Annotated in this window: 17 protein-coding genes, 6 tRNA genes and 1 pseudogene; 14 read left to right on the top strand and 10 right to left on the bottom strand. The window is 59.5% G+C overall.

Annotated elements, in window-relative coordinates; translation table 11 throughout:
* Positions 1-474 precede the first annotated feature (474 nt).
* The 3 genes from xopAW to AC5SEM_RS18020 form a co-directional block, all read right to left on the bottom strand.
* The gene (gene xopAW / locus AC5SEM_RS18030) at positions 475-1,329 is read right to left on the bottom strand and encodes a XopAW family type III secretion system calcium-binding effector (protein WP_495470956.1); all 855 of its coding nucleotides are present in this window, start codon (positions 1,327-1,329) and stop codon (positions 475-477) included.
* A gap of 231 nt (positions 1,330-1,560) precedes the next feature.
* On the bottom strand, positions 1,561-2,604 hold the full coding sequence (locus AC5SEM_RS18025; RefSeq protein WP_495470955.1) for a sensor histidine kinase: 1,044 nt from the start codon (positions 2,602-2,604) through the stop codon (positions 1,561-1,563).
* Positions 2,604-3,353, bottom strand: coding sequence for a response regulator (locus tag AC5SEM_RS18020; RefSeq protein WP_016983639.1), 750 nt, complete (start codon positions 3,351-3,353; stop codon positions 2,604-2,606). Before AC5SEM_RS18020 ends, AC5SEM_RS18025 begins: the two co-directional genes overlap by 1 nt.
* Before the next feature lie 296 nt (positions 3,354-3,649).
* On the opposite strand from AC5SEM_RS18020, the gene pyrF reads away from it, so the two are divergent.
* Positions 3,650-4,348 carry an orotidine-5'-phosphate decarboxylase gene (gene pyrF, locus AC5SEM_RS18015; RefSeq protein ID WP_495470954.1) on the top strand — a complete coding sequence of 233 codons (699 nt, stop codon included), beginning with the start codon at positions 3,650-3,652 and terminating at the stop codon, positions 4,346-4,348.
* Between the two features lie 125 nt (positions 4,349-4,473).
* On the opposite strand, the gene AC5SEM_RS18010 is transcribed toward pyrF, so the two are convergent.
* On the bottom strand, positions 4,474-5,478 hold the full coding sequence (locus AC5SEM_RS18010) for an NADP-dependent oxidoreductase (protein ID WP_077574100.1): 1,005 nt from the start codon (positions 5,476-5,478) through the stop codon (positions 4,474-4,476).
* A gap of 238 nt (positions 5,479-5,716) precedes the next feature.
* Between AC5SEM_RS18010 and AC5SEM_RS18005 the strand changes: the two genes are divergently transcribed.
* The 4 genes and pseudogenes from AC5SEM_RS18005 (at position 5,717) to AC5SEM_RS17990 (ending at position 10,148) form a co-directional block, all read left to right on the top strand.
* Positions 5,717-6,478, top strand: coding sequence for an SDR family oxidoreductase (locus tag AC5SEM_RS18005; protein WP_077574099.1), 762 nt, complete (start codon positions 5,717-5,719; stop codon positions 6,476-6,478).
* Positions 6,479-6,670: 192 nt separating this feature from the next.
* The gene (locus AC5SEM_RS18000; protein WP_495470953.1) at positions 6,671-8,071 is read left to right on the top strand and encodes an aminotransferase-like domain-containing protein; all 1,401 of its coding nucleotides are present in this window, start codon (positions 6,671-6,673) and stop codon (positions 8,069-8,071) included.
* A 58-nt stretch (positions 8,072-8,129) separates the two neighbouring features.
* Positions 8,130-9,290: pseudogene (locus AC5SEM_RS17995) on the top strand (HAMP domain-containing protein); the annotation flags it as partial.
* Entirely contained in the window at positions 9,267-10,148 is an 882-nt protein-coding gene (locus AC5SEM_RS17990; protein WP_495473478.1) for a methyl-accepting chemotaxis protein, read from the top strand. The pseudogene AC5SEM_RS17995 and the gene AC5SEM_RS17990, both read left to right, overlap by 24 nt.
* Positions 10,149-11,187: 1,039 nt before the next feature.
* Here the strand turns inward: AC5SEM_RS17990 and AC5SEM_RS17985 are convergent.
* The gene (locus tag AC5SEM_RS17985) at positions 11,188-11,946 is read right to left on the bottom strand and encodes a hypothetical protein (RefSeq protein ID WP_016986536.1); all 759 of its coding nucleotides are present in this window, start codon (positions 11,944-11,946) and stop codon (positions 11,188-11,190) included.
* A 384-nt stretch (positions 11,947-12,330) separates the two neighbouring features.
* Between AC5SEM_RS17985 and AC5SEM_RS17980 the strand changes: the two genes are divergently transcribed.
* The 6 genes from AC5SEM_RS17980 to AC5SEM_RS17955 all read left to right on the top strand — a co-directional run bounded on the left by AC5SEM_RS17980 (position 12,331) and on the right by AC5SEM_RS17955 (position 12,954).
* A tRNA-Glu gene (locus AC5SEM_RS17980) sits at positions 12,331-12,406 on the top strand.
* Positions 12,407-12,408: 2 nt separating this feature from the next.
* Positions 12,409-12,484, top strand: a tRNA-Gly gene (locus AC5SEM_RS17975).
* 104 nt (positions 12,485-12,588) lie between these two features.
* Positions 12,589-12,664, top strand: a tRNA-Glu gene (locus AC5SEM_RS17970).
* Positions 12,665-12,667: 3 nt separating this feature from the next.
* Positions 12,668-12,743 (top strand) — tRNA-Gly (locus tag AC5SEM_RS17965).
* Between the two features lie 57 nt (positions 12,744-12,800).
* A tRNA-Glu gene (locus AC5SEM_RS17960) sits at positions 12,801-12,876 on the top strand.
* A 2-nt stretch (positions 12,877-12,878) separates the two neighbouring features.
* A tRNA-Gly gene (locus AC5SEM_RS17955) sits at positions 12,879-12,954 on the top strand.
* A 128-nt stretch (positions 12,955-13,082) separates the two neighbouring features.
* Here AC5SEM_RS17955 and AC5SEM_RS17950 read toward each other — a convergent pair.
* From AC5SEM_RS17950 to AC5SEM_RS17940, 3 genes are all read right to left on the bottom strand, one after another.
* The gene (locus AC5SEM_RS17950; RefSeq protein ID WP_137218860.1) at positions 13,083-13,721 is read right to left on the bottom strand and encodes a LysE family translocator; all 639 of its coding nucleotides are present in this window, start codon (positions 13,719-13,721) and stop codon (positions 13,083-13,085) included.
* Between the two features lies 1 nt (position 13,722).
* Positions 13,723-14,493 carry a 2OG-Fe(II) oxygenase gene (locus tag AC5SEM_RS17945; RefSeq protein ID WP_007908184.1) on the bottom strand — a complete coding sequence of 257 codons (771 nt, stop codon included), beginning with the start codon at positions 14,491-14,493 and terminating at the stop codon, positions 13,723-13,725.
* 89 nt (positions 14,494-14,582) lie between these two features.
* Complete coding sequence (locus tag AC5SEM_RS17940; RefSeq protein WP_123594410.1) at positions 14,583-15,209, bottom strand: alanyl-tRNA editing protein; 627 nt, start codon at positions 15,207-15,209, stop codon at positions 14,583-14,585.
* Positions 15,210-15,299: 90 nt separating this feature from the next.
* Between AC5SEM_RS17940 and AC5SEM_RS17935 the strand changes: the two genes are divergently transcribed.
* Positions 15,300-16,298, top strand: coding sequence for a LysR family transcriptional regulator (locus AC5SEM_RS17935; protein ID WP_077574093.1), 999 nt, complete (start codon positions 15,300-15,302; stop codon positions 16,296-16,298).
* A gap of 62 nt (positions 16,299-16,360) precedes the next feature.
* Here the strand turns inward: AC5SEM_RS17935 and AC5SEM_RS17930 are convergent, their stop codons facing one another.
* Both AC5SEM_RS17930 and AC5SEM_RS17925 read right to left on the bottom strand, forming a co-directional pair.
* Positions 16,361-16,768: a PA2817 family protein gene (locus AC5SEM_RS17930; protein ID WP_039760212.1), complete on the bottom strand. Its 408-nt coding sequence runs from the start codon at positions 16,766-16,768 to the stop codon at positions 16,361-16,363.
* 74 nt (positions 16,769-16,842) lie between these two features.
* Positions 16,843-19,290, bottom strand: a complete 2,448-nt coding sequence (locus AC5SEM_RS17925) for an acyl-CoA dehydrogenase (protein ID WP_495470952.1) — start codon at positions 19,288-19,290, stop codon at positions 16,843-16,845.
* Positions 19,291-19,538: 248 nt separating this feature from the next.
* Here AC5SEM_RS17925 and AC5SEM_RS17920 point away from each other — a divergent pair, with 248 nt between their 5' ends.
* Both AC5SEM_RS17920 and AC5SEM_RS17915 read left to right on the top strand, forming a co-directional pair.
* Positions 19,539-20,198, top strand: a complete 660-nt coding sequence (locus AC5SEM_RS17920) for a transglutaminase-like domain-containing protein (protein ID WP_077574091.1) — start codon at positions 19,539-19,541, stop codon at positions 20,196-20,198.
* A 43-nt stretch (positions 20,199-20,241) separates the two neighbouring features.
* Positions 20,242-20,865, top strand: a complete 624-nt coding sequence (locus AC5SEM_RS17915; RefSeq protein ID WP_077574090.1) for a glutathione S-transferase family protein — start codon at positions 20,242-20,244, stop codon at positions 20,863-20,865.
* The last annotated feature ends 64 nt before the right edge of the window (positions 20,866-20,929 follow it).

The raw sequence follows: 20,929 nt of genomic DNA, 5'->3' as shown, positions 1-20,929 counted from the left end.
CCAGCCAAAAGTAACCAAAAGGGCTTGCTCCTGCGTGCGGCCCGCTCGCTGGGGCTCGGGGTTCCTTCGCTGCGGGATCGATCCGGGCGCAGCGCCTACGGTTTGCTTCGCTGCACCTCCTCTCGCTGTGTTTGGCTGCGCCAAACGGTCGCTGCGCTCCCACGCCCGGATCAATCCCTCCACTCAGCCTTCCGACGTCGCCCGTGGATCAAGATCAAGAGCAGGCGAGCTGACACTCGGCCTATTGAGTGGTGAAGAGCGGGTGTTCGACTTTGGTTTTGTGGTGGATTCGCCCCTCACCCCAACCCTCTCCCGAGGGAGAGGGAGCCGATGGTGGGCCTCTCAAAATTTGCGTTCAACTCGGTATTTCACGTCGCTGTAGCTCTCCCAAACACCTCAATCAGTCCCCTCTCCCTCTGGGAGAGGGTTAAGGTGAGGGGCTTTTGATTGTCCGCGGCAAATAATGTCGTCGACTCAAGTCGCCACATTCAAATACTTGCCCACCGACGCCGTCTTCTCCAGCGAGTACTGCTTGCTCAAATTGGCAATCATGCGGTTCAGCGCTTCTGTCGTGCTCTGGGTCGAAGCGGTCTGTTCTTCGTCAGGTCGTTCACGCCCAGCCTGTAAAGCCGCTTTCAGTTCATCACTGCTCACGCCACCACTGCTGTCACTATCGAGCACCTTGAGCAGCGCGGCGCTGGTGTCGGTGCTGGTCGTTTCGGTGCTGTTGTTGCTGGTTTGCAGTGCGCTGCTCAGTTCTGTCGCGGTCACGCTGCCGTCGCCATCGGCGTCGAGTTGGCTGAACAGCTCGTCGCTGTTGATTTGCGGGGGAGGTGGCGGTGGTGGGGTCAGGCTGGCGGTGAGTTCGTCCTGGCTGACGGTGCCGTCCTTGTTCTTGTCGAGGGCGGAGAAGAGTTCGTTGCTGTCGGCAGTGCTGCCGGCGCTGGTCAGGCCGCTGCTCAGTTCGTCGCTGCTGATGGCGCCGTCGCCATCGCTGTCGAGGGCGCTGATCAGGGCGTCGGCCAGGTCGGTGTCTGGTGCTTGATCGTGTGGTGGCGGGGGTGGCGCCATGGCGGTCATTTCTTCGGCGCTGAGGCTGCCGCTGGCGTCGCTGTCCAGATCGCCGAACTGTTTGCTCAGGTTGACCAGCAGGCCGTCGTCGGATTTCTGCGACAGGGCACTTTTCAGTTCGTCCTGGTCCACCGCGCCGTCGCCGTTGCTGTCGAGTTTGGCGAACAGTTCTTTTTGCAGTTGCTGGCTGCGGGCGTTTTGCGTGGAGGTGCTGCTGGTGCTGGTATAGCTCGTGTAATTGCTGACGCTACCGATCATCGGACTCACTCCCTGGAATGGCAAACCGGTGGGTGTACCGGCTTATGCAGCGTCAGGGCGCAAGTTGTCGGGGGTATGTGGGGTTTGTACCGATGGGTACACAGACTGAAATTTCACCTCCACCCCTGTAGGAGTGAGCCTGCTCGCGATAACGGTGTGTCAGTCAAAGCAACTCTCACAGATAAACCGCTATCGCGAGCAGGCTCACTCCTACAAGGGGATGTGTGTTTCTCAGGGGCGCGGCAGGCGAATGACGGCAGTGAGACCACCGCCGGGGGTTTCTTCGAGGTTGAGCTGCCCACCCAAACGCTGCGCCGCCTCGCGGGCAATAGTCATGCCCAGACCTACACCGCCGGAGTTGCGATTGCGCGAGCCTTCCAAGCGATAAAAAGGCTCAAACACCGCTTCACGCTTGTCTTCGGCAATCCCCGGGCCGTGGTCGATCACGCGGATCAGCAGTTGTTCGCGCTGATCCTGCAACTCGATGCGTGCCTGGCCGGCATAACGCAGGGCATTGTCCATGAGGTTGTTGATGCACGAACGCAGCGCCATCGGTTGCACCGGCAACGGTGTGCAATGGCCGCTGACTTGCACGTCGGCACCTTGGTCCTGAGCGTTTTCGCACAGTGACTCGACCAGCGCCTGCACATCCATCAACTGCAAGGCTTCACTGGTGCGCTGTTCGTGCAGGTAGGTGAGCGTGGCGTCGAGCATGCCGATCATGTCGTCGAGATCCTGACGCATCTGGCCTTGCAGCTTTTCGTCGCTGATGTTTTCCAGGCGCAGTTTCAGCCGAGACAGCGGCGTGCGCAGGTCGTGAGATACGGCACCGAGCATCCGCGCGCGCTGCTGCACCTGTTCGCGAATGCGCCGTTGCATCAGGTTGAAGGTGTGCGCCGCTTGCCGGGCTTCCCGTGGGCCGGACTCGTCGAGCGGCGGGCTGTCGAGGTCTTCGCTGAGGCGTTCGGCGGCATCGCTCAGGCGCTGGATCGGGCGACTGAGCAGTTTGGCGCCGTACCACGCCGCGATCATCAGCGTGATGAACTGGAAGGTCAGCGGCACCACCGGCCCACCGAACCATGGGCGCGGGGGCCGTGGCGGGTAGCGCGGGTCCTGCGCCATCGGTTGGCCGTTGGCGCCCTGGGAGAACTCCGGAGGTGGCGGAGGCGGGCCGTAGAGGCGGAACCAGGTGAAAGCCAGCAGGTGCGCGAGGACGATCGCCACGAACAGTACGCCAAACAGGCGCCCGAACAGCGTGTCGAAGCGCGCCCGCATCAGCCGATGTCTCGCGCGTCGAACAGGTAACCTTCACCGCGCACGGTTTTGATCAGCTGTGGGGCTTTCGGGTCGTCACCGAGTTTCTGCCGCAGGCGCGACACCAGCAAATCAATGCTGCGATCGAACGCTTCGATCGAACGACCGCGGGCCGCATCGAGCAATTGTTCGCGGCTGAGTACCCGGCGCGGACGTTCGATAAACACCCACAGCAGGCGGAATTCGGCGTTTGACAGCGGCACTACCAAGCCATCGTCAGCGATCAACTGGCGCAGCACGCTGTTCAGGCGCCAGTTGTCGAAACGAATGTTGGCCCGTTGCTCGGTGCGGTCATCACGCACCCGGCGCAGGATGGTCTGAATGCGCGCGACCAGTTCGCGTGGCTCGAACGGTTTGGCCATGTAGTCATCAGCGCCGAGTTCCAGGCCGATGATGCGGTCGGTCGGTTCGCAGCGGGCGGTGAGCATCAGGATCGGGATGTCCGATTCGGCGCGCAGCCAGCGGCACAGCGACAAGCCGTCTTCGCCGGGCAGCATCAGATCCAGCACGACGACGTCGAAATGCTCGGCGAGCAGCGCCTGACGCATCGCCGCACCGTCGGTGACGCCACTGGCGTGGATATTGAAACGGGCGAGGTAATCGATCATCAGCTCGCGGATCGGCACGTCATCGTCGACGATCAGCGCACGAATGCTCCAGCGCTTGTCGTCTTTAGGCTCATCCGTCGCGGTCATTTGGGTGTTGTGCATGAGGCTGTTCATCTGCCAGTAGGCCGCCAACCACAAAAGATGGGCTGCGAGGTGGTGGTTTCAGCATAGGCGTCCGGCCGTGAGGCGGGAAGTGCTGATGTAAGGACGTGTTGCGGCTGGCGAGGCTAGCGCGGGTGCTTGTTGCTGGCATGTCGGTTGTGTATCGGAGTCGACACAATAGCAGCGAGCGCTATGCTGATCACGGTCGGCGCGACGATTTACCGATCATCGGGTGCCGCGCCGCCGCCGGTTCCGCTACAATGCGCGCCGATTTCGACCTGCCTGAGAGCCCATTCATGTCCGCCTGCCAGACTCCTATCATCGTCGCCCTGGATTTCCCCACCCGTGACGCCGCACTGAAGCTGGCCGACCAGTTGGACCCGAAACTGTGCCGGGTCAAAGTGGGCAAGGAACTGTTCACCAGTTGCGCCGCAGAAATTGTCGGCACCCTGCGTGACAAGGGTTTTGAAGTATTCCTCGACCTGAAATTCCATGACATTCCCAACACCACCGCGATGGCCGTGAAAGCCGCTGCCGAGATGGGCGTGTGGATGGTCAACGTGCATTGTTCCGGTGGCCTGCGCATGATGGCTGCTTGCCGTGAAGAGCTGGACAAGCGTAGCGGCCCGCAACCGCTGCTGATCGGCGTGACCGTGCTGACCAGCATGGAGCGCGAAGACCTCGCCGGTATCGGTCTGGATATCGAACCGCAAGAGCAGGTTTTGCGTCTGGCTGCGCTGGCCGAGAAGGCTGGCATGGACGGTCTGGTGTGCTCGGCGCTGGAAGCCACGGCGCTGAAAACCGCACATCCGTCGCTGCAACTGGTGACCCCGGGGATTCGTCCGGCCGGCAGCGCGCAGGACGATCAGCGCCGTATTCTGACCCCGCGTCAGGCGCTGGATGCCGGTTCCGATTATCTGGTGATTGGCCGTCCGATCAGCCAGGCGGCTGATCCGGCCAAGGCATTGGCGTCGGTTGTAGGCGAAATCGCCTGATCAGGCACCGCAAAACTCTGTAGGAGTGAGCCTGCTCGCGATAGCAGTGTGTCAAACAACGTTAATGTTGACTGACACACCGCTATCGCGAGCAGGCTCACTCCTACATTTGTTTTGTGGTGATTTTAGATTTTCAGTACCAACTTGCCAAAATTCTCGCCGCTGAACAATTTCATCAGCGTCTCCGGAAAGGTCTCCAGGCCTTCGACGATATCTTCCTTGCTCTTGAGCTGCCCCTTGGCCATCCACCCGGCCATTTCCTGCGCCGCACTGGCGTACTGCGCCGCGTAATCCATTACCACAAAGCCTTCCATCCGCGCGCGGTTGACCAGCAGCGACAGGTAGTTGGCCGGGCCTTTGACCGCTTCCTTGTTGTTGTACTGGCTGATCGCGCCGCAGATCACCACGCGCGCCTTCATGTTCAAACGGCTGAGCACGGCATCAAGGATGTCACCGCCAACGTTGTCGAAATACACGTCGACGCCTTTCGGGCATTCGCGTTTAAGCCCCGCTACGACATCTTCGGACTTGTAGTCGATGGCACCGTCAAAGCCCAATTCGTCGATGAGGAATTTGCACTTGTCGGCGCCACCGGCAATGCCAACCACACGGCAACCTTTGATCTTGGCAATCTGCCCGGCAATGCTGCCCACTGCACCCGCAGCGCCGGACAACACTACGGTGTCACCGGCCTTCGGTGCGCCGACATCGAGCAGGGCGAAGTAGGCGGTCATGCCGGTCATGCCCAACGCTGACAAATACACCGGCAACGGCGCCAGTTTCGGATCGACTTTGTAGAAACCTCTTGGCTCGCCGAGGAAGTAATCCTGCACGCCAATGGCACCGTTGACGTAATCCCCGACCGCAAAGCCCGGATTGTTCGAAGCGATGACTTTACCTACGCCCAGCGCGCGCATGACTTCACCGATACCGACCGGCGGGATGTAGGACTTGCCTTCGTTCATCCAGCCGCGCATGGCCGGGTCGAGGGACAGGTATTCGTTTTTGACCAGAATCTGGCCCGCCGCCGGTTCGCCGACCGGTACTTCCTGATAGGTGAAGGTCTCGCGGGTAGCCGCACCCACCGGGCGTTTGGCGAGCAGAAACTGGCGATTGGTCTGATTGGTCATGGCAGGCACTCGAACGGAATGAAGCCTTGTTGATAGACCCTCGACAGCATTGGCGCAAGGTCGGCTGATGCGGCGAATGCACGCCGATCCAGTGCAGTGATGATCACTGGGCAGGTTTTATCACTGCGATGCATGGGCACTTAAACAGCCGTTGGATAGTGCTGACGTCCGGCATACCTCAATGGCTATGCTGCCACTCAACAAATCCCCCTGCATCCATCCCTTCGAGGACATAACAATGAGCATGACGTTTTCCGGTCAGGTTGCCGTAGTTACCGGCGCGGCCAACGGCATCGGCCGTGCGACCGCGCAGGCGTTCGCCGCCGAAGGCCTGAAAGTTGTGGTCGCCGACCTGGACGCGGCAGGGGGCGAGGGCACGGTGGCGCTGATTCGTACAGCCGGAGGCGAAGCGACCTTCGTGCGCTGCAACGTTACCGTCGAAAGCGAAGTGAAAAATCTGATGGACGAGGTCATCAACACCTACGGCCGTCTCGACTATGCCTTCAACAATGCCGGCATCGAAATCGAAAAAGGCAAACTGGCCGACGGTTCGATGGATGAGTTCGACGCGATCATGGGCGTCAATGTCAAAGGCGTCTGGCTGTGCATGAAGTATCAACTGCCGCTGATGCTGGCGCAGGGCGGCGGGGCGATCGTCAATACCGCCTCGGTAGCCGGGTTGGGCGCGGCGCCGAAGATGAGCATTTACGCGGCGTCGAAGCACGCGGTGATCGGTTTGACCAAATCGGCAGCCATCGAATACGCCAAGAAGAAAATTCGCGTCAACGCGGTGTGTCCGGCGGTGATCGATACCGACATGTTCCGCCGCGCTTATGAGGCCGACCCGAAGAAAGGCGAGTTCGCCAATGCCATGCACCCGGTCGGTCGCATTGGCAAAGTCGAGGAAATTGCCAGTGCCGTGTTGTACCTGTGCAGCGACGGTGCCGCATTTACCACCGGCCACTCGCTGGCAGTGGACGGCGGCGTCACCGCATTCTGAATAAAGCGCCAGAAAAAACCGCCCGCATTCAATGCGGGCTTTTTTTGTGGGGCACGGCCAGTTCCGTGAAGTCCCTTAAACAATGTGTATCAAACGGTTAGAACGGTCGCTTTTGGCGGCGTTGTCGCACAGCCTGTCCGGCGCGGCTGTGATTTACTGCCGCCAGCAAAACGGACAGGAGTTTGCTTGCTCATGGAATTGAGAATTGATCGACAGGCAATGGTGCCGGTCGTGCAGCAGATTGTTGACGGACTGACCGAGTGGATCCTGCAAAGTGGCGTACCGCCGGCCACCCGTTTGCCCTCCGTGCGGCAAATTGCCCGGGGCAACCTGCTCAGCCAGTCGTGTGTGGTCGAGGCGTGTGAACGGCTGGTATCGCAGGGCATTCTGAGCTCATGCCAAGGCACCGGGTTCAGTGTCGCCGCCTCGCCATCGACACTCGGCGCAGAGGATGAATTGGCGCCATTCGAAGGCCGGTTTGCCTGGTGCGATGCCGTCTGCGAGGCCGCAGGTGGCTTGAATCTTGGTGCCGGCGGACTGCCGCAAAGCTGGCGCGAGCCTGACGACCTCAGTTATGCCCTGCGCGAGGTGGCGCGCACCGACATGGCCAGCCTGTTCAACTACAGCACGCCCCTGGGTCTTCCAGCGTTGCGCGAGCAAATTGCCAAACGCCTGAAGCTGTTCAGTATCGAGGCCCGCAGTTCGCAGCTGCTGAGTACCGGCGGCGCCAGCCATGCGCTGGATCTGATCGTGCGCACCTTGTTCAAGGCCGGAGACTGCGTGGTGGTCGAAACGCCGGGATACGCGCCGCTGTTTGATCTGCTGCGCCTGCATGGCGTGCGTATGCTTGAGGTGAGCCGAACCCCGAACGGGCCGGATATCGAAGCGCTGGAGACTTTGCTGCAACAGTTTCGGCCCGGTGCGTTGTTCATCAACAGTCATCATCACAATCCTACAGGCAGTTGCCTGTCGCCGAGCGTGGCGCAACGCATCCTGCAACTGAGCAAAGCCTACGATCTGCGTGTGATCGAAGATGACGTCTACGCGGACTTGCACACCGGTAACGGTACGCGACTGGCGGCGCTGGACGATGGTGGGCGAGTCATCTACGTGGGCAGTTTTTCCAAGACGCTGAGCAGTTCCTTGCGGGTCGGGTTCGTCTTCGCCGACAGCGACATTGTCAGGCGCCTGGCGCAGGTCAAAATGATCAGCGGGCTGGGGGTGTCGAGGTTTTCCGAGGCCGTGTTGGCCAGCCTGATGGTCAGTGGCGCTTACCGCAAACTGGTGCAACGCCAGCGTCAACGGCTGAATGCCGATCGCGCGGCCGCGTTGCAGGCGCTGGAGGACGCCGATTGGGAGGTTTTCGGCAAGCCTGCGGGTGGCTTGTTCATCTGGGCGCGCTCGCGCATGAGCGATCAGATTCGGGTGCGCCGGCAGGCTCAACGCTACGGTGTGTTGCTGTCAGCGCCTGATACCTTCAGCCCCAGTGGCGAGTCGGGCGATTGGCTGCGTATCAACGTCGCCTACGCGTGTGATCCACGCGCCCGGCAGTTTTTTCGCCACACCGGTTCGGATCGACCTCAAGCGTTCTGAAAACGACGCAGGCGTAGCTTTTTGCCATTATTCCGACGCCAGAGACTTGTGCCGGTGGATGGCCGTTGCGACTCTTCGCTCTACTGACAATGGCAGGGGACTACGCGCAATGATTTCGGCCATGCAAGGACGTTTTGCCAACCTCGGTATGGCAAAAAAACTGGGTATCGGGTTTGTGCTGGTTTTGCTCCTCACGGCGCTGGTGGCAGCTATTGGCGTCTGGTCCCTGCAAACCATCAGTCAGCGTTTCGACGGGCTGAAACAGATGTCTTCGCTCAACAGCAGCCTGCTCAAAGTGCGCCTGCTCGAGCAGGAGTATGCCTTGCGAGGCGATCCGAAAACGGCCGATGCCTTGCGTAAGGGCGTCGACGAGCTGGTTGCTCTGGCTGATCAGCTCAAAGCGCAGTCGGCGGCCAATGTGTCGGTCATGAATGATGTGCAGCAGTCGCTCGGCGCTTATCGCAAAGCGTTCGACGAGTTTGTCTCGTTGACTCAGGCCAAGGATCTTGCGCTGGAAATGGCCAGTTGGTCGGTGTCCAGTGTGGCCAACAACCTCGACGTGTTGCAGGCCGGGCTTGCCGACGACGGTGCGTATACCTTGAAGGACACCGAGGGCAAGGACGGTGCCCAGTTCATTGAGCAGGCCAGCCAAGTCAGTCAGGTGTCGCGGCTGATGCTGCAAGCGATGAACGAAGCGCGGATTCGCCTCGACCAAAGCCGCAAGGGCGATCCCGACAGCGCCGGCAAGGGCAATATCGAACAGGCCGCTCAGGCCCAGACGCAGGCCGAAGAACTGAAATCTACGGTCAAGGACGAGGGTTACCTGACCGTGCTCAATGAGGTGTCCGGGCATATCGCCGGTTTCAACGACAAACTGGCCGAATACACCGGTTTGCTCGCCCAGGAAAAAACCGTCTACGAGCAATTGCACCAGCGCGCCAACGAGGTGGTCGAGCGGGTGAATCAGGCTTATGTCGCTGAAGATGGCGCGATGCAGGCGGAACTGAAGAAAAACTCGCTGTTGATCATTGGTTCATCGGCGTTGGCTTTGCTCGTCGGGTTGCTCGCTGCGTGGCTGATCACCCGACTGATCGTCGCGCCATTGCGCAGCGTGATTCAGGTTGCCCAGCAGATTGCCGCCGGCGACTTGAGTGCGACCGTTGAGGTGACTCGGCGCGACGAGATCGGTCAGTTGATGCTGGCGATGCAACAGATGGGCGCGGGTCTGAACACCATTGTCAGTGGTTTGCAGGCGGGGATCGAGCGACTGGCCAGTTCAGCGCAATCGTTGTCGGCGGTCACCGAGCAGACCAACCTTGAGGTCAGCAGCCAGAAGGAAGAAACCGAGCAGGTCGCCACGGCGATGAACCAGATGACCGCCACCGTGCATGACGTCGCACGCAATGCCGAAGAGGCGGCGCTGGCCGCGCAGACGGCGGATGACAAGGTCGAGAGTGGTCAGCAGGTGGTGCGCCAGAGCATGGCGCGCATCGAGCAGTTGGCTGATTCGGCGACGTCGGCCAGTTCCAGCATCGAAAGCCTCAGTGCTGAAATCCAGAATATCGGCACGGTGCTGGGAGTGATCAAGAGTGTCGCCGAACAGACCAATCTATTGGCGTTGAATGCTGCCATCGAGGCGGCGCGGGCCGGGGAGCAGGGCAGGGGCTTTGCGGTGGTGGCCGATGAAGTGCGTGCGCTGGCTCGACGCACGCAACAATCGACTGAGGAAATTGAACGGCTGGTCAGTGCGTTGCGCTCGGCGGCGCATTCGTCGGTGCAGCAGATTCAGAGCAGCGGGGAGTTGGTGAAGCTGGCGGTCAGTGATGCGTTGCAGACTGAGAGTGCGCTGGGGAGTATTGCGGCGGCGGTGTCGTTGATTCAGCAGATGAATCAGCAGATTGCGGCGGCGGCCGAGGAGCAGAGTTCGGTGGCGGAGGAGATCAACCGCAGTGTGACGAGTATTCGTGCGAGTGCGGATCAGTCGTCGATCGCGATGCGTGGGAATGCGGCTTCGAGTGTTGAGTTGGCGCAGTTGGGGAGTGAGTTGCGTGGGATGGTTGGGCATTTTCGGCTTTGACGCTTTGATGCTTTGGGCTTGGCGGCCTTTGGGCCGGCCATGCTCTTGGGGTTTGGGTGTATATCCGTTTTTTCGAGTGCTGCTGCTGGCGGTTCCGCTCTTACAGCGGGTCACTTTTGGCAAACGCCCCAAAAGTAACCAAAAGGTCTGCGCCCTGACGTTCGGCCCGCTCGCTGGGGCTCGGGGTTCCTTCGCTCCGTGATTAATCCGGGGGCATCGCCTACGGTTTGCTTCGCTGCACCTCCTCTCGATGTGTTCGACTTCGTCGAACGGTCGCTGCGCTCCCACCCCCGGATCAATCCCTCCACTCAGCCTGCCGACGGGCCTTAAGATCAAGAGCTGCAGCCGAGCTAACGCTCATCCTGTTGAGTGGTGAGAAGCGGAAGCGGTTGTGAGGTGGGCGTTGCTTTTGCTTTTCTGTGGGAGCGAGCCTGCTCGCGAAGGCGGCCTGACAGCCGACCAATCCTCTATCGGATGTACTCAGTCCCAATGTAGGAGTGAGCCTGCTCGCGAAAGCGGCCTGACAGCCGACCAATCCTCTATCGGATGTACTCAGTCCCAATGCAGGAGTGAGCCTGCTCGCGATCGCGGCCTGACAGCCGACCAATCCTCTATCGGATGTACTCAGTCCCAATGTAGGAGTGAGCCTGCTCGCGAAGGCGGCCTGACAGCCGACCAATCCTCTATCGGATGTACTCAGTCCCAATGTAGGAGTGAGCCTGCTCGCGATCGCGGTCTGACAGCCAACCCATCTCTGTCAGATGTGCTCAATCCCCTTTGTGGGAGCGAGCCTGCTCGCGAAAGCGGCCTGACAGCCGACCAATCCTCTATCGGATGTACTCAGTCCCAATGCAGGAGTGAGCCTGCTCGCGATCGCGGTCTGACAGCCAACCCATCTCTGTCAGATGTGCTCAATCCCCTTTGTGGGAGCGAGCCTGCTCGCGAAAGCGGCCTCACATTCACCGGTTTTCTATCAGATTCACTCCCGCGAGCCCACAAAAAAGCCACCTCTCGATGGCTTCTCTTTCAACCTCTGCACTCAGTCGTAAATCACTTTCTTTTTCCAGTCGGCATCGGCCTCTACATCTTTGAGGCCGGCAGTCAGTTGGTTCTCTTCACCTTCAACCGGTGCAATTTTGTCCATGACCTGGGCGTTGGCGCGGGCCAGTAGTTTTTCCAGGTATTGCAGTTGTTCTGCGTACATCTGCGGATCCTGCTGTTTGCGCAGGTATTGCACGCCGCGTTCGAAGGCGAGGCGGGCCTGGCCTGGCTGGTTTTGTTGCAGGGACTGTTGGCCGAGGTTGTTGAAGAATTCGATGTGCAGCAGCACCAGAATGTGGCGGACTTCGCGGATCCAGTGTTTGGCTTCGTTCGGCGGCAGGAATCCGTCGTGGGCGGCGCGGGTGATCTGGCCGTGGAGGGCTTCGAGCAGGAAGCGCACGTCTTTGGCTTTGGCTTCGGTCAGGATCGGTGCCGGTGGGTTGTTGACCGGGATCGATTCACCTTGGGCGACCAGGGCGCTCAGTTCGGTGATGCGCGCTTTGGTGGTGGCGCTGGTTTTTTCCAGGTTCAGCAGGCGCTGGCAGACGTTCAGTTCCAGACGGGTCAGCAGCAGCTTGAGGGCCGGGGTCATGAACTGGCCCGGGAAGGTTTCGGTCAGTTCGCCGCAGCGGCGCAGGCGGTCGTTGAGTTCGACCTTGGTGCGGGCCTTCTCCAGTTTGTTGTTTTCCACCACATGGTTCATGTAGCCAATGGCGATCAGAATTGCGATCCCGGCTATGACAAGCAGGGTGATCATGAGTGGTGTCACCGGTAAGACCTCTTTATAGGGTTCGCATGCGAGTGTAGTGGCTGGGCATTTAACCGCCTAGCGCCGCTCGACGAGTTGGATCGGCAGGTTCAATCTGTATCGGCCGCACGCTGCTTATATGAATGCTGGCGCTGCGGGTGCAGATTGCCATCACTGTGCGGTGGACTATAACGTCTTGGCGAGTGGCAGAATATAGGCGTCAATCGTCGGGCGACGGAAAAGCCCGGTTGTCGCCGTAAAGCAGGTCGAAGTCATTGATTTAAATAAATTTATATCAAGGGGTTGACGACCTCTCAATCCATCCATAGAATGCGCGCCACTTGCAGCGTAAAGCACACAGCGAAGCGCGGCAGGGAGTGAATGTTGTAGTGTGTCCCCTTCGTCTAGTGGCCTAGGACACCGCCCTTTCACGGCGGTAACAGGGGTTCGAGTCCCCTAGGGGACGCCAATGCGGGAATAGCTCAGTTGGTAGAGCACGACCTTGCCAAGGTCGGGGTCGCGAGTTCGAGTCTCGTTTCCCGCTCCAATTTTAAACAGTAGCGCTTTCGGGCGGTGCTGAGTGAAACCAGAACCAAGTCTTCGGACAAGGATCTGGACACCGAAACACACACCATGTGTTCCGGGTAGCGTGTCCCCTTCGTCTAGTGGCCTAGGACACCGCCCTTTCACGGCGGTAACAGGGGTTCGAGTCCCCTAGGGGACGCCATTTGCGGGAATAGCTCAGTTGGTAGAGCACGACCTTGCCAAGGTCGGGGTCGCGAGTTCGAGTCTCGTTTCCCGCTCCAAATTCTAAAGACGCCGCTCAGTGAGCGGCGTTTTTATTAGTGAAAGTTGTAGCCTGTGTCCCCTTCGTCTAGTGGCCTAGGACACCGCCCTTTCACGGCGGTAACAGGGGTTCGAGTCCCCTAGGGGACGCCATTGCGGGAATAGCTCAGTTGGTAGAGCACGACCTTGCCAAGGTCGGGGTCGCGAGTTCGAGTCTCGTTTCCCGCTCCATATTCACAAAAACGCCGCTCAACAGAGCGGCGTTTTTGTATGCGCGTGATTTGTGTTTGTGCCATCAGGTCATGAAGAAAAAGGCCCGTCGAAGCGATTCGATGGGCCTTTTTGCATTTTCCGTCTGTTTACCAGGACAGCATCAAGCGCCCGGCAAACAGGATCAGCACCACGCCCATGGTGCGTTCGAACCAATGTCCCATGCGCATGAACAGCACTCGAACCCGACTGCTCGAGAAAAACAGCGCGACCACGACAAACCACAGCGCATTCACAAAACACATCCACAGTCCGTAAAAGGCCTGGATTTGCAGTGGCGTGCTGGCGCTGATGATCGTGGTGAAAATAGCCAGGAAAAACAGTGTGGCCTTGGGATTGGTCGCGTTGGTCAGAAACCCGGTGCTGAAGGCTTTGAACAGGGTTTGTTCAACCACCGGCTCCTCGCTGGTTTTCTCACCTTCAATGGCCGATTTGGGTTTGCTGCGCAGCAGGCTGACACCCAGGTACAGGATGTAGGCACCGCCAATCACTTTGGCCACGGTCAGCAACCACGGGGTGGTGTGCATCAATGCGCCCACACCGAGCAGCGTGTACAGCACGTGTACGGAAATCCCCGCGCCAATACCCAGCGCCGTGCAAATCCCCACCAGTCGGCCGAATCGTACGCTTTGGCGAATGGTGACCGCGAAGTCGGGGCCGGGAGCAACCACGGCCAGAAAGTGAATAGTAGCCAGCGCCAGAAACTCGCCCAGATAATTCGAATACATCTCAGCTCCAGTAGGTCAGGGGTGAAGCATTGCCGCGATAGCCGACAAAAAACGAAAGACTCAAACGCGGATCGGCCACGCCCGGGGTCACCGAGTGCATGCGCCGCGAATTGAACATGATGAAATCGCCGGGTTGCGGTCGGACTTCGAGGGCGGGCGGGCCGAGCAGCGCCGGTTCAATGCCGTAGCTGTCGCCACGCATCTCGTCGAATTGATCCGGGCTGATGTCGTCGTCCCACATCTGCAGCGCGCCGCCCTCGGTCGGCATGTTCAGATAGACGTTGCAAGCGAACTGCGCCTCCAGGCTGCGGGCCTGGAAGCTGTCCGGGGCGTCTTTGGCGAAGATGTCGTGGTGGGCGAGGAAGCACACGCCGGGTTTCACCACTCGCGAAAGGCCGACATACATTTTCCGTCCATAGAGGTTTTCCAGGTGCGCACCGGCCGGCCAGGACTCGTCGAGCATGCAGCGCAAGGTGTCGATCGGTGAAGAGTAGGGCGCGCAGCGATTGCGCAATTCGGCGATGTTGCTGGTGGCGCGTTCGAAGTAATCCTCGATCAGCAGCGGCTGGTTTTCCGCCTCGTAAAAGGCCATGCCGATGCGGCCGATACTCGGTGCGTTGATGTAACCCTCAAAGCCTGGAGCGAGAATCTTGTCGCCAATCTGAATGGCCAGCGGCTCCGGCAAAAAGCCTTTGACGCGAATGGCGAGGACTTCTTCGTTGGCCAGTTTTTTTATGCACGTCTCATCGAGACGCTCGACGTCTAGCATCATTTTTTTTAGGTCCATCTATCGATAGTCTACGGAAGCTGCGAGTGCAGTTCCCCGGCGTCGGACGCTGCGTGAGGCAACGTCCGGAATGCTCAATCCACGCTGTAGTGGACGGACAGCGTGCCTTTCTTCTGCGAAAGGGACGCGATCGTGACTGTGCCCAGATCCTTCAGGCTACGTACATGGGTGCCGCCGCAGCCATAAGCCGGGAGTTCACCGAAACCGATCTCCCGCGCACCTTCGCGCAGCGAGGTCAGGCGGGGCAGATCGTGCTCGATCCACTGGCCGATGCCGCACTGAACGGTCTCGGCGTCGACTTCCTGCGCGGCATCACCGGGTTTGAATTGCACGCGACCTTCATCCGGCCAGTGGTGGGCCTTGATCGGCATCCAGCCCATGGCCTGAACGAAATGCCCGATCAAGTGGCCGGCTGAATGCATGCGCGTATTGAACCGGCGACGCTCTTCGTCAACGCGAATACAGGTCATGCCGAGCTTTACCGGTCGGTCTACAAAATGAATGATCCGCTCCGGCTCCTGCACTACACGCAGTACCTGGCTTTCGCCGATCCAGCCGGTATCACATGGCTGACCGCCGCCTTGCGGATGAAACAGCGTGGCGCGCAATACCACGGCGAATTCGTGCTCTTGGGGCGTGCAGTCGAGGACTTCCACATTGGCCTTGAGGTCATCACTATGGAAAAAGAGGCGAAGCGTCATATTCCATGCCCTTATTAAAGTTTCTGTTTTTATTATATGAATCGTGCAATAACGTGATAATCCGTTCAAACATCAAAGGACTTGTGCGCTGTGAGCATCAATCTGCCGCTACCGCTGCTCGGTGAAATGGCGATTTTCGTCAAGGTTGTGGAGACCGGCAGCTTCTCTGAAGCCGCTCGGCAACTGGGCTCATCGCCGTCAGCGGTGAGCCGTAGTATTTCGCGGCTGGAAAAAGCCTTGGCCACGCGGCTTCTGCAGCGCACCACGCGCAAGCTGCGTTTGAGTGACGGCGGCGAGGAGGTGTTCAAGCGTTGTCAGGAAATGGTCAGCGCGGCCAAATCGGTGATGGAAATCAGCGGCCAGTTCACCCATGAAGCGGAAGGACTGGTGCGGGTCAGCGTACCGAAAGCGGTAGGTCGCTTCGTGATTCATCCGCACATGCCCGAGTTTCTGCGACGCTATCCCAAGGTCGATGTCGAGTTGCTGCTGGAAGATCGCCAGGTCGATTTGATCGACGACCATGTCGATCTGGCGATTCGAATCACCGATCGACCACCGGCCGGACTGGTCGGTCGGCAATTGTTGACCATCGATCATTTGCTCTGTGCCACGCCGCAATACCTGGCTGAGCACGGCACACCGACCCACCCCCATGATTTGCTCAATCACAGTTGTATCTATCTGGGTGAAACCCCCAGTGATGCACGCTGGAAATTCAAGAAAGGCAGCAAGGCAGTGACGGTGGGTGTGCGTGGTCGCTATGCCGCCAATCACACGGGCGTGCGCTTGGGCGCGGTGTTGCAGCACATCGGCATTGGCAGCCTGCCGTACTTCACTGCCCGTTACGCACTTGAGCAGAAGTTGATTGTGCAGGTGCTGCCGGACTGGACCTTCCTCGCGTCCTACCATGGCGGACTGTGGTTGCTGCATTCGCCGACGCGCTATCTGCCTCCCAAGTTGCGGGTGTTTATCGACTATCTGGTGGAGTGTCTGCAGAAAGAGCCGACCTTGAGCAAGCCAGGCAAGTCAGGTGGTGCGAGTAACGCAGCCATGGCGTATGAATTACCGGAAAGCGAAGGGCTGCTCTAACGCCAATGCAAAAAAATGCCCGCATGGACAACCATGCGGGCGTTTTCATAACGGCGCGAAAATCAGTGCTTGCTGTCCTGAGCGGACATCGCGAGCAGCTGTTTTTCCTGATTCCAGTCGAACGGTTCGTCGTTCTGTTCAGCTTCGTAACGGCGTTCTTCCAGCGCCTGATACAGGTCGATCTCTTCATCGGACAGGTAGTGCAGGCAGTCACCGGCGAAGAACCACAGCAGATCGCGCGGGATCAGGTGGGCGATTTGCGGGTAACGGCTAATCACTTGAGTCAGGATGTCCTGGCCCAGGTACTGGCTTTCGATCGGGTCGATCGGCAGCGATGCGAGCAGTTCGTCGAAGCGCTCCAGGAACAGGGCATGGCTTTCTTCGGGAACCTGTTCGGCCTCACCTACGGCGACCAGGATGCTGCGCAGGTGGTCGAGCAAAACAAGATGATCGGCAACGACGTTGGACACGAGATAAGTCCTCAAGAGCAAAACGGGCGCGGGAGTATAAAGCTCCCGCGCCCTCTTGGACATGGTTGTCAGGATCAGCGGACTTTGCCCTCTGCCAGTTTCAACTCCTCTTTGTCGAAATCATCGACGTCGATCACCTTGCGTCGCGCCGCTTCGGCATCGCGCAGGCTCTGCGCTTCCACCGGTTGCAACACCCCGGCCTCCAGTGCTGCATCGATGGCATGTTCACCCGCGACCGGTTTCACCTGACCGCTTTTCAGCGAAGTGTGCAGTTTTTTGTGCAACGGCTGCGCGGCGTTCAGCAAATCGCTGGCATGTTGCAATGCCCCGACCGCATCGTCTGCAGACTGCGGGCGATAGCAACCGGCAAGCAGCTCTTCCAGCGCCGGATCGCCCTTGGCGCGACCAATGACGCCAGCCACTTCGGCACCGAGTTTGTCCGACGGGCCTTTGTGACGACGACCAAACGGGAAGACGATGGCGCGCAACAGACAGCCAAACACTTTGTTCGGGAAGTTGCGCAGCAATTCATCCAGCGCCCGTTCCGATTGGCCGAGGCTTTCTTCCATCGCCCAACGGAACAGCGGTTCCATGTACGCCGGCGAATCCAGATCGTGATAACGCTTGAGTGCGGCCGAGGCCAGATACAGGTTGCTCAACACGTCACCCAAACGTGCCGACAGACGTTCGCGACGCTTCAGCTCGCCACCCAGCAACATCATGCTGAAGTCGGCGAGCATGGCGAACGCTGCCGCCTGACGGTTGAGTGCGCGGAAGTAACCCTGACTGATCTTGTCGCCCGGCGCATGTTCGAAGTGGCCAAAACCCAGGTTCAGCACCAGCGTGCTCGCAGCGTTGCTCACGGCGAAACCAATGTGTTTGAGCAGCAGGCCATCGAACTCTTTCAGCGCCTGATCCTTGTCCTCACGACCCGCCAGCGCCATTTCCTTCAGTACAAACGGATGGCAGCGAATCGCGCCCTGACCGAAGATCATCAAGTTGCGCGAGAGGATGTTCGCGCCTTCCACGGTGATGAAGATCGGCGCACCGTTCCAGCTGCGCCCCAGGTAATTGTTCGGCCCCATGATGATCGCCTTGCCGCCGTGCACATCCATCGCATGGCTGATGCACTCGCGGCCGCGTTCGGTGAGGTGGTACTTGAGGATCGCCGACAGCACCGAAGGTTTTTCGCCCAGGTCCACCGCGTTGGCAGTGAGCATCCGCGCGGCATCCATCATCCATGCGTTGCCGCCGATGCGCGCCATGGCCTCCTGAATACCCTCGAACGCTGACAGCGGCACGTTGAATTGCTCACGAATCTGCGCGTACTGGCCAGTGACCAGACTGGTGAATTTCGCCGCGCCGGTACCGACGGCTGGCAACGAAATCGAACGGCCGACCGACAGGCAGTTCATCAGCATCATCCAGCCCTTGCCGAGCATTTCCTGACCGCCGATAAGGAAGTCCAGCGGAATGAACACATCCTTGCCGGAGTTCGGACCGTTCATGAATGCCGCGCCCAGTGGCAGGTGACGACGACCGATTTCCACACCGGCGGTATCGGTCGGGATCAGCGCGAGACTGATACCCAGGTCTTCCTTGTCGCCCAGCAGATGTTCCGGGTCGTAAGCCTTGAAAGCCAGACCGAGCAGGGTAGCGACCGGGCCGAGGGTGATGTAGCGTTTTTCCCAGTTCAGGCGCAGGCCGACGACTTCCTGACCTTCCCACTGACCTTTGCAGATGATCCCGGTGTCGGGCATCGCACCGGCATCGGAACCCGCAAGCGGTCCGGTGAGGGCGAAGCACGGGATATCATCGCCACGGGCCAGACGTGGCAGGTAGTGATTGCGTTGTTCGTCGGTGCCGTAGTGCAGCAGCAGTTCGGCCGGGCCGAGGGAGTTCGGCACCATCACGGTGGAGGCGAGGTCACCGCTACGGGTAGCGAGTTTCATCGCCACCTGCGAGTGGGCGTAAGCCGAGAAGCCTTTGCCGCCGAACTCTTTCGGGATGATCAGGGCGAAGAAACCGTGTTCCTTGATATGTGCCCAGGCTTCGGCCGGCAGGTCCATCGACTGGCCGATCTGCCAGTCAGTGACCATCGCGCAAAGTTCTTCGGTCGGGCCGTCGATGAACGCCTGTTCTTCTTCGCTCAATTGCGCCTTGGGATAGGCCAGCAGTTTGTCCCAGTCCGGACGGCCGCTGAACAGCTCGCCATCCCACCAGACGGTACCGGCGTCGATCGCGTCGCGTTCGGTCTGCGACATCGGCGGCAGGGTTTTCTGGAACCAGTTGAACAGCGGCGCCGTGAAATGCTTGCGGCGCAGGTCAGGCAGCAGCAACGGTGCGGCGACCACCGCCAGCACGACCCAGAACACCAGCAGCAGCCAGCCCGGTGCATGACTGAAAATACCCATCGCCAGCAGGTAGACGGCAACAATGCCCAAGGCCGGCAGAGGGGAAATACGTCGGTGGGCGAGATACGCCACACCAACGATCAAAACCAGTATCCACAACAACAGCATATTCAGTCCTCCGTGAACCAAGGCAAATCGACCCTCCAGAGCTTAGACGGCATCTGTAAAACCGGGTGGTCAGACCAAGGTGATTGAAATCGTGGGAAACCCCGGATGGTTTTCGTAGGTTCGGTGGGCAACGCGCGTGGGAAATCGTTCGCTGATTCCGCGTCTTTGCGTGCAAGTTTGGCCGAAACGTCGTTATCTCTGTGCTGAAGCTGTCGCTAGACTCGGGGCTCACCCAGGAGATTGTCGTCATGCACGAATATCTGAGCCCCGGCCGCTTCATCGATAGTGACCACCCGGCAGTGGTGGAGTTCGCCGAACAACACCGGGGTGCCAGCCGCGATCCGCTCGAGCAGGCGATCAGTCTTTATTACGCCGTGCGTGAGGCGGTGCGCTACAACCCGTACACCTTCAGTCGTGATCCGCAGACCCTGTGCGGCAGTTATGCGCTGGCGACGGGGGAGAGTTATTGCGTGCCCAAAGCCACACTGCTAGCCGGTTGTGCACGGCATTGCGCGATCCCGGCGCGCATTGGTCTGGCCGATGTGCGCAATCACCTGTCGACCCCGCGCCTGCTTGAACTGCTGAAGAGCGACATGTTCGCCATGCACGGTTACACCGAGCTGTTCCTCAATGGACGCTGGGTCAAAGCCACGCCGGCGTTCAACCAGAAGCTCTGCGAGTTGTTCAACGTCGCGCCGCTGGAATTCGACGGCATCAACGACAGCGTTTTTCATCCGTTCAACCGTGACGGGGCGCAGTTGATGGAGTATCTGGTCGATCACGGTCAATTCGCCGATGTCCCGGAAACATTCTTTTTCGAACATCTGCAAAAGTGCTATCCGCATCTGTTCACTGATCTGCAGCCGCAACTGCTGGGCGATATGCAGAGTGATTTGAGCCGTCCCTGATCCGGCGTATGCTGCCTGCCCACTCATTTGAAAAGAGGCGGTCATGCTGAAGATCTGGGGACGGAAAAACTCATCGAATGTCAGGAAGCCGTTGTGGGCTGCCGAGGAACTCGGTCTGGCTTACGAGGCGATTGATGCCGGTGGCGCATTCGGCGTGGTCGACACGCCCGAGTACCGGGCGATGAACCCGAACGGCCGGGTGCCGGTGATCGAAGACGACGGTTTCGTGTTGTGGGAATCCAACGCCATCGTCCGCTATCTGCTGGCCAGACATGCGCCCGACAGCCACTGGTATTCGGCGAATCCGCAAACCCGCGCCGTCGCTGACAAGTGGATGGACTGGACCACCTCGAGTTTTGCCGGTCCCTTCCGCACGGTGTTCTGGGGCGTGTTGCGCACGCCAGCGGACAAGCAGGACTGGACGGCAATCAATGCAGCGATCAAGGAATGCAATGAGTTGCTGAGCATGGCCGACAGTGCCTTGGCCAGTCAGCCTTACCTTTCCGGAAAAGACATCGGCATGGGTGATATCCCGCTCGGCAGTTTCATTTATGCCTGGTTCGAGATGCCCATCGAACGCGCGCCGCAAGCGCATCTGCAAGCCTGGTACGAGCGCCTGAAGCAGCGTCCGGCCTACCAGAAAGCCGTCATGACCGCGTTGACTTAATACCTACTATCGACACACTTGACTGTACTTGTACGGCGGCGGCAAGCACCATTGCGCACTTGCG

It is taken from the genome of Pseudomonas sp. CH61 (assembly GCF_059429415.1).
This window is presented reverse-complemented; position numbering and strand designations above follow the sequence as displayed.

Excerpts from the sequence above, each read along its gene's own strand:
- AC5SEM_RS17915 (WP_077574090.1), top strand. The coding sequence starts at position 20,242 with ATGCTGAAGATCTGGGGACGGAAAAACTCATCGAATGTCAGGAAGCCG.
- pyrF (WP_495470954.1), top strand. The coding sequence starts at position 3,650 with ATGTCCGCCTGCCAGACTCCTATCATCGTCGCCCTGGATTTCCCCACC.
- AC5SEM_RS17985 (WP_016986536.1), bottom strand. The coding sequence starts at position 11,946 with ATGATCACCCTGCTTGTCATAGCCGGGATCGCAATTCTGATCGCCATT.
- AC5SEM_RS17990 (WP_495473478.1), top strand. The coding sequence starts at position 9,267 with ATGCTGGCGATGCAACAGATGGGCGCGGGTCTGAACACCATTGTCAGT.
- AC5SEM_RS17920 (WP_077574091.1), top strand. The coding sequence starts at position 19,539 with ATGCACGAATATCTGAGCCCCGGCCGCTTCATCGATAGTGACCACCCG.
- AC5SEM_RS18005 (WP_077574099.1), top strand. The coding sequence starts at position 5,717 with ATGAGCATGACGTTTTCCGGTCAGGTTGCCGTAGTTACCGGCGCGGCC.
- AC5SEM_RS17925 (WP_495470952.1), bottom strand. The coding sequence starts at position 19,290 with ATGCTGTTGTTGTGGATACTGGTTTTGATCGTTGGTGTGGCGTATCTC.
- AC5SEM_RS18000 (WP_495470953.1), top strand. The coding sequence starts at position 6,671 with ATGGAATTGAGAATTGATCGACAGGCAATGGTGCCGGTCGTGCAGCAG.
- AC5SEM_RS17950 (WP_137218860.1), bottom strand. The coding sequence starts at position 13,721 with ATGTATTCGAATTATCTGGGCGAGTTTCTGGCGCTGGCTACTATTCAC.
- xopAW (WP_495470956.1), bottom strand. The coding sequence starts at position 1,329 with ATGATCGGTAGCGTCAGCAATTACACGAGCTATACCAGCACCAGCAGC.
- AC5SEM_RS18010 (WP_077574100.1), bottom strand. The coding sequence starts at position 5,478 with ATGACCAATCAGACCAATCGCCAGTTTCTGCTCGCCAAACGCCCGGTG.
- AC5SEM_RS18020 (WP_016983639.1), bottom strand. The coding sequence starts at position 3,353 with ATGCACAACACCCAAATGACCGCGACGGATGAGCCTAAAGACGACAAG.
- AC5SEM_RS17945 (WP_007908184.1), bottom strand. The coding sequence starts at position 14,493 with ATGATGCTAGACGTCGAGCGTCTCGATGAGACGTGCATAAAAAAACTG.
- AC5SEM_RS17940 (WP_123594410.1), bottom strand. The coding sequence starts at position 15,209 with ATGACGCTTCGCCTCTTTTTCCATAGTGATGACCTCAAGGCCAATGTG.
- AC5SEM_RS18025 (WP_495470955.1), bottom strand. The coding sequence starts at position 2,604 with ATGCGGGCGCGCTTCGACACGCTGTTCGGGCGCCTGTTTGGCGTACTG.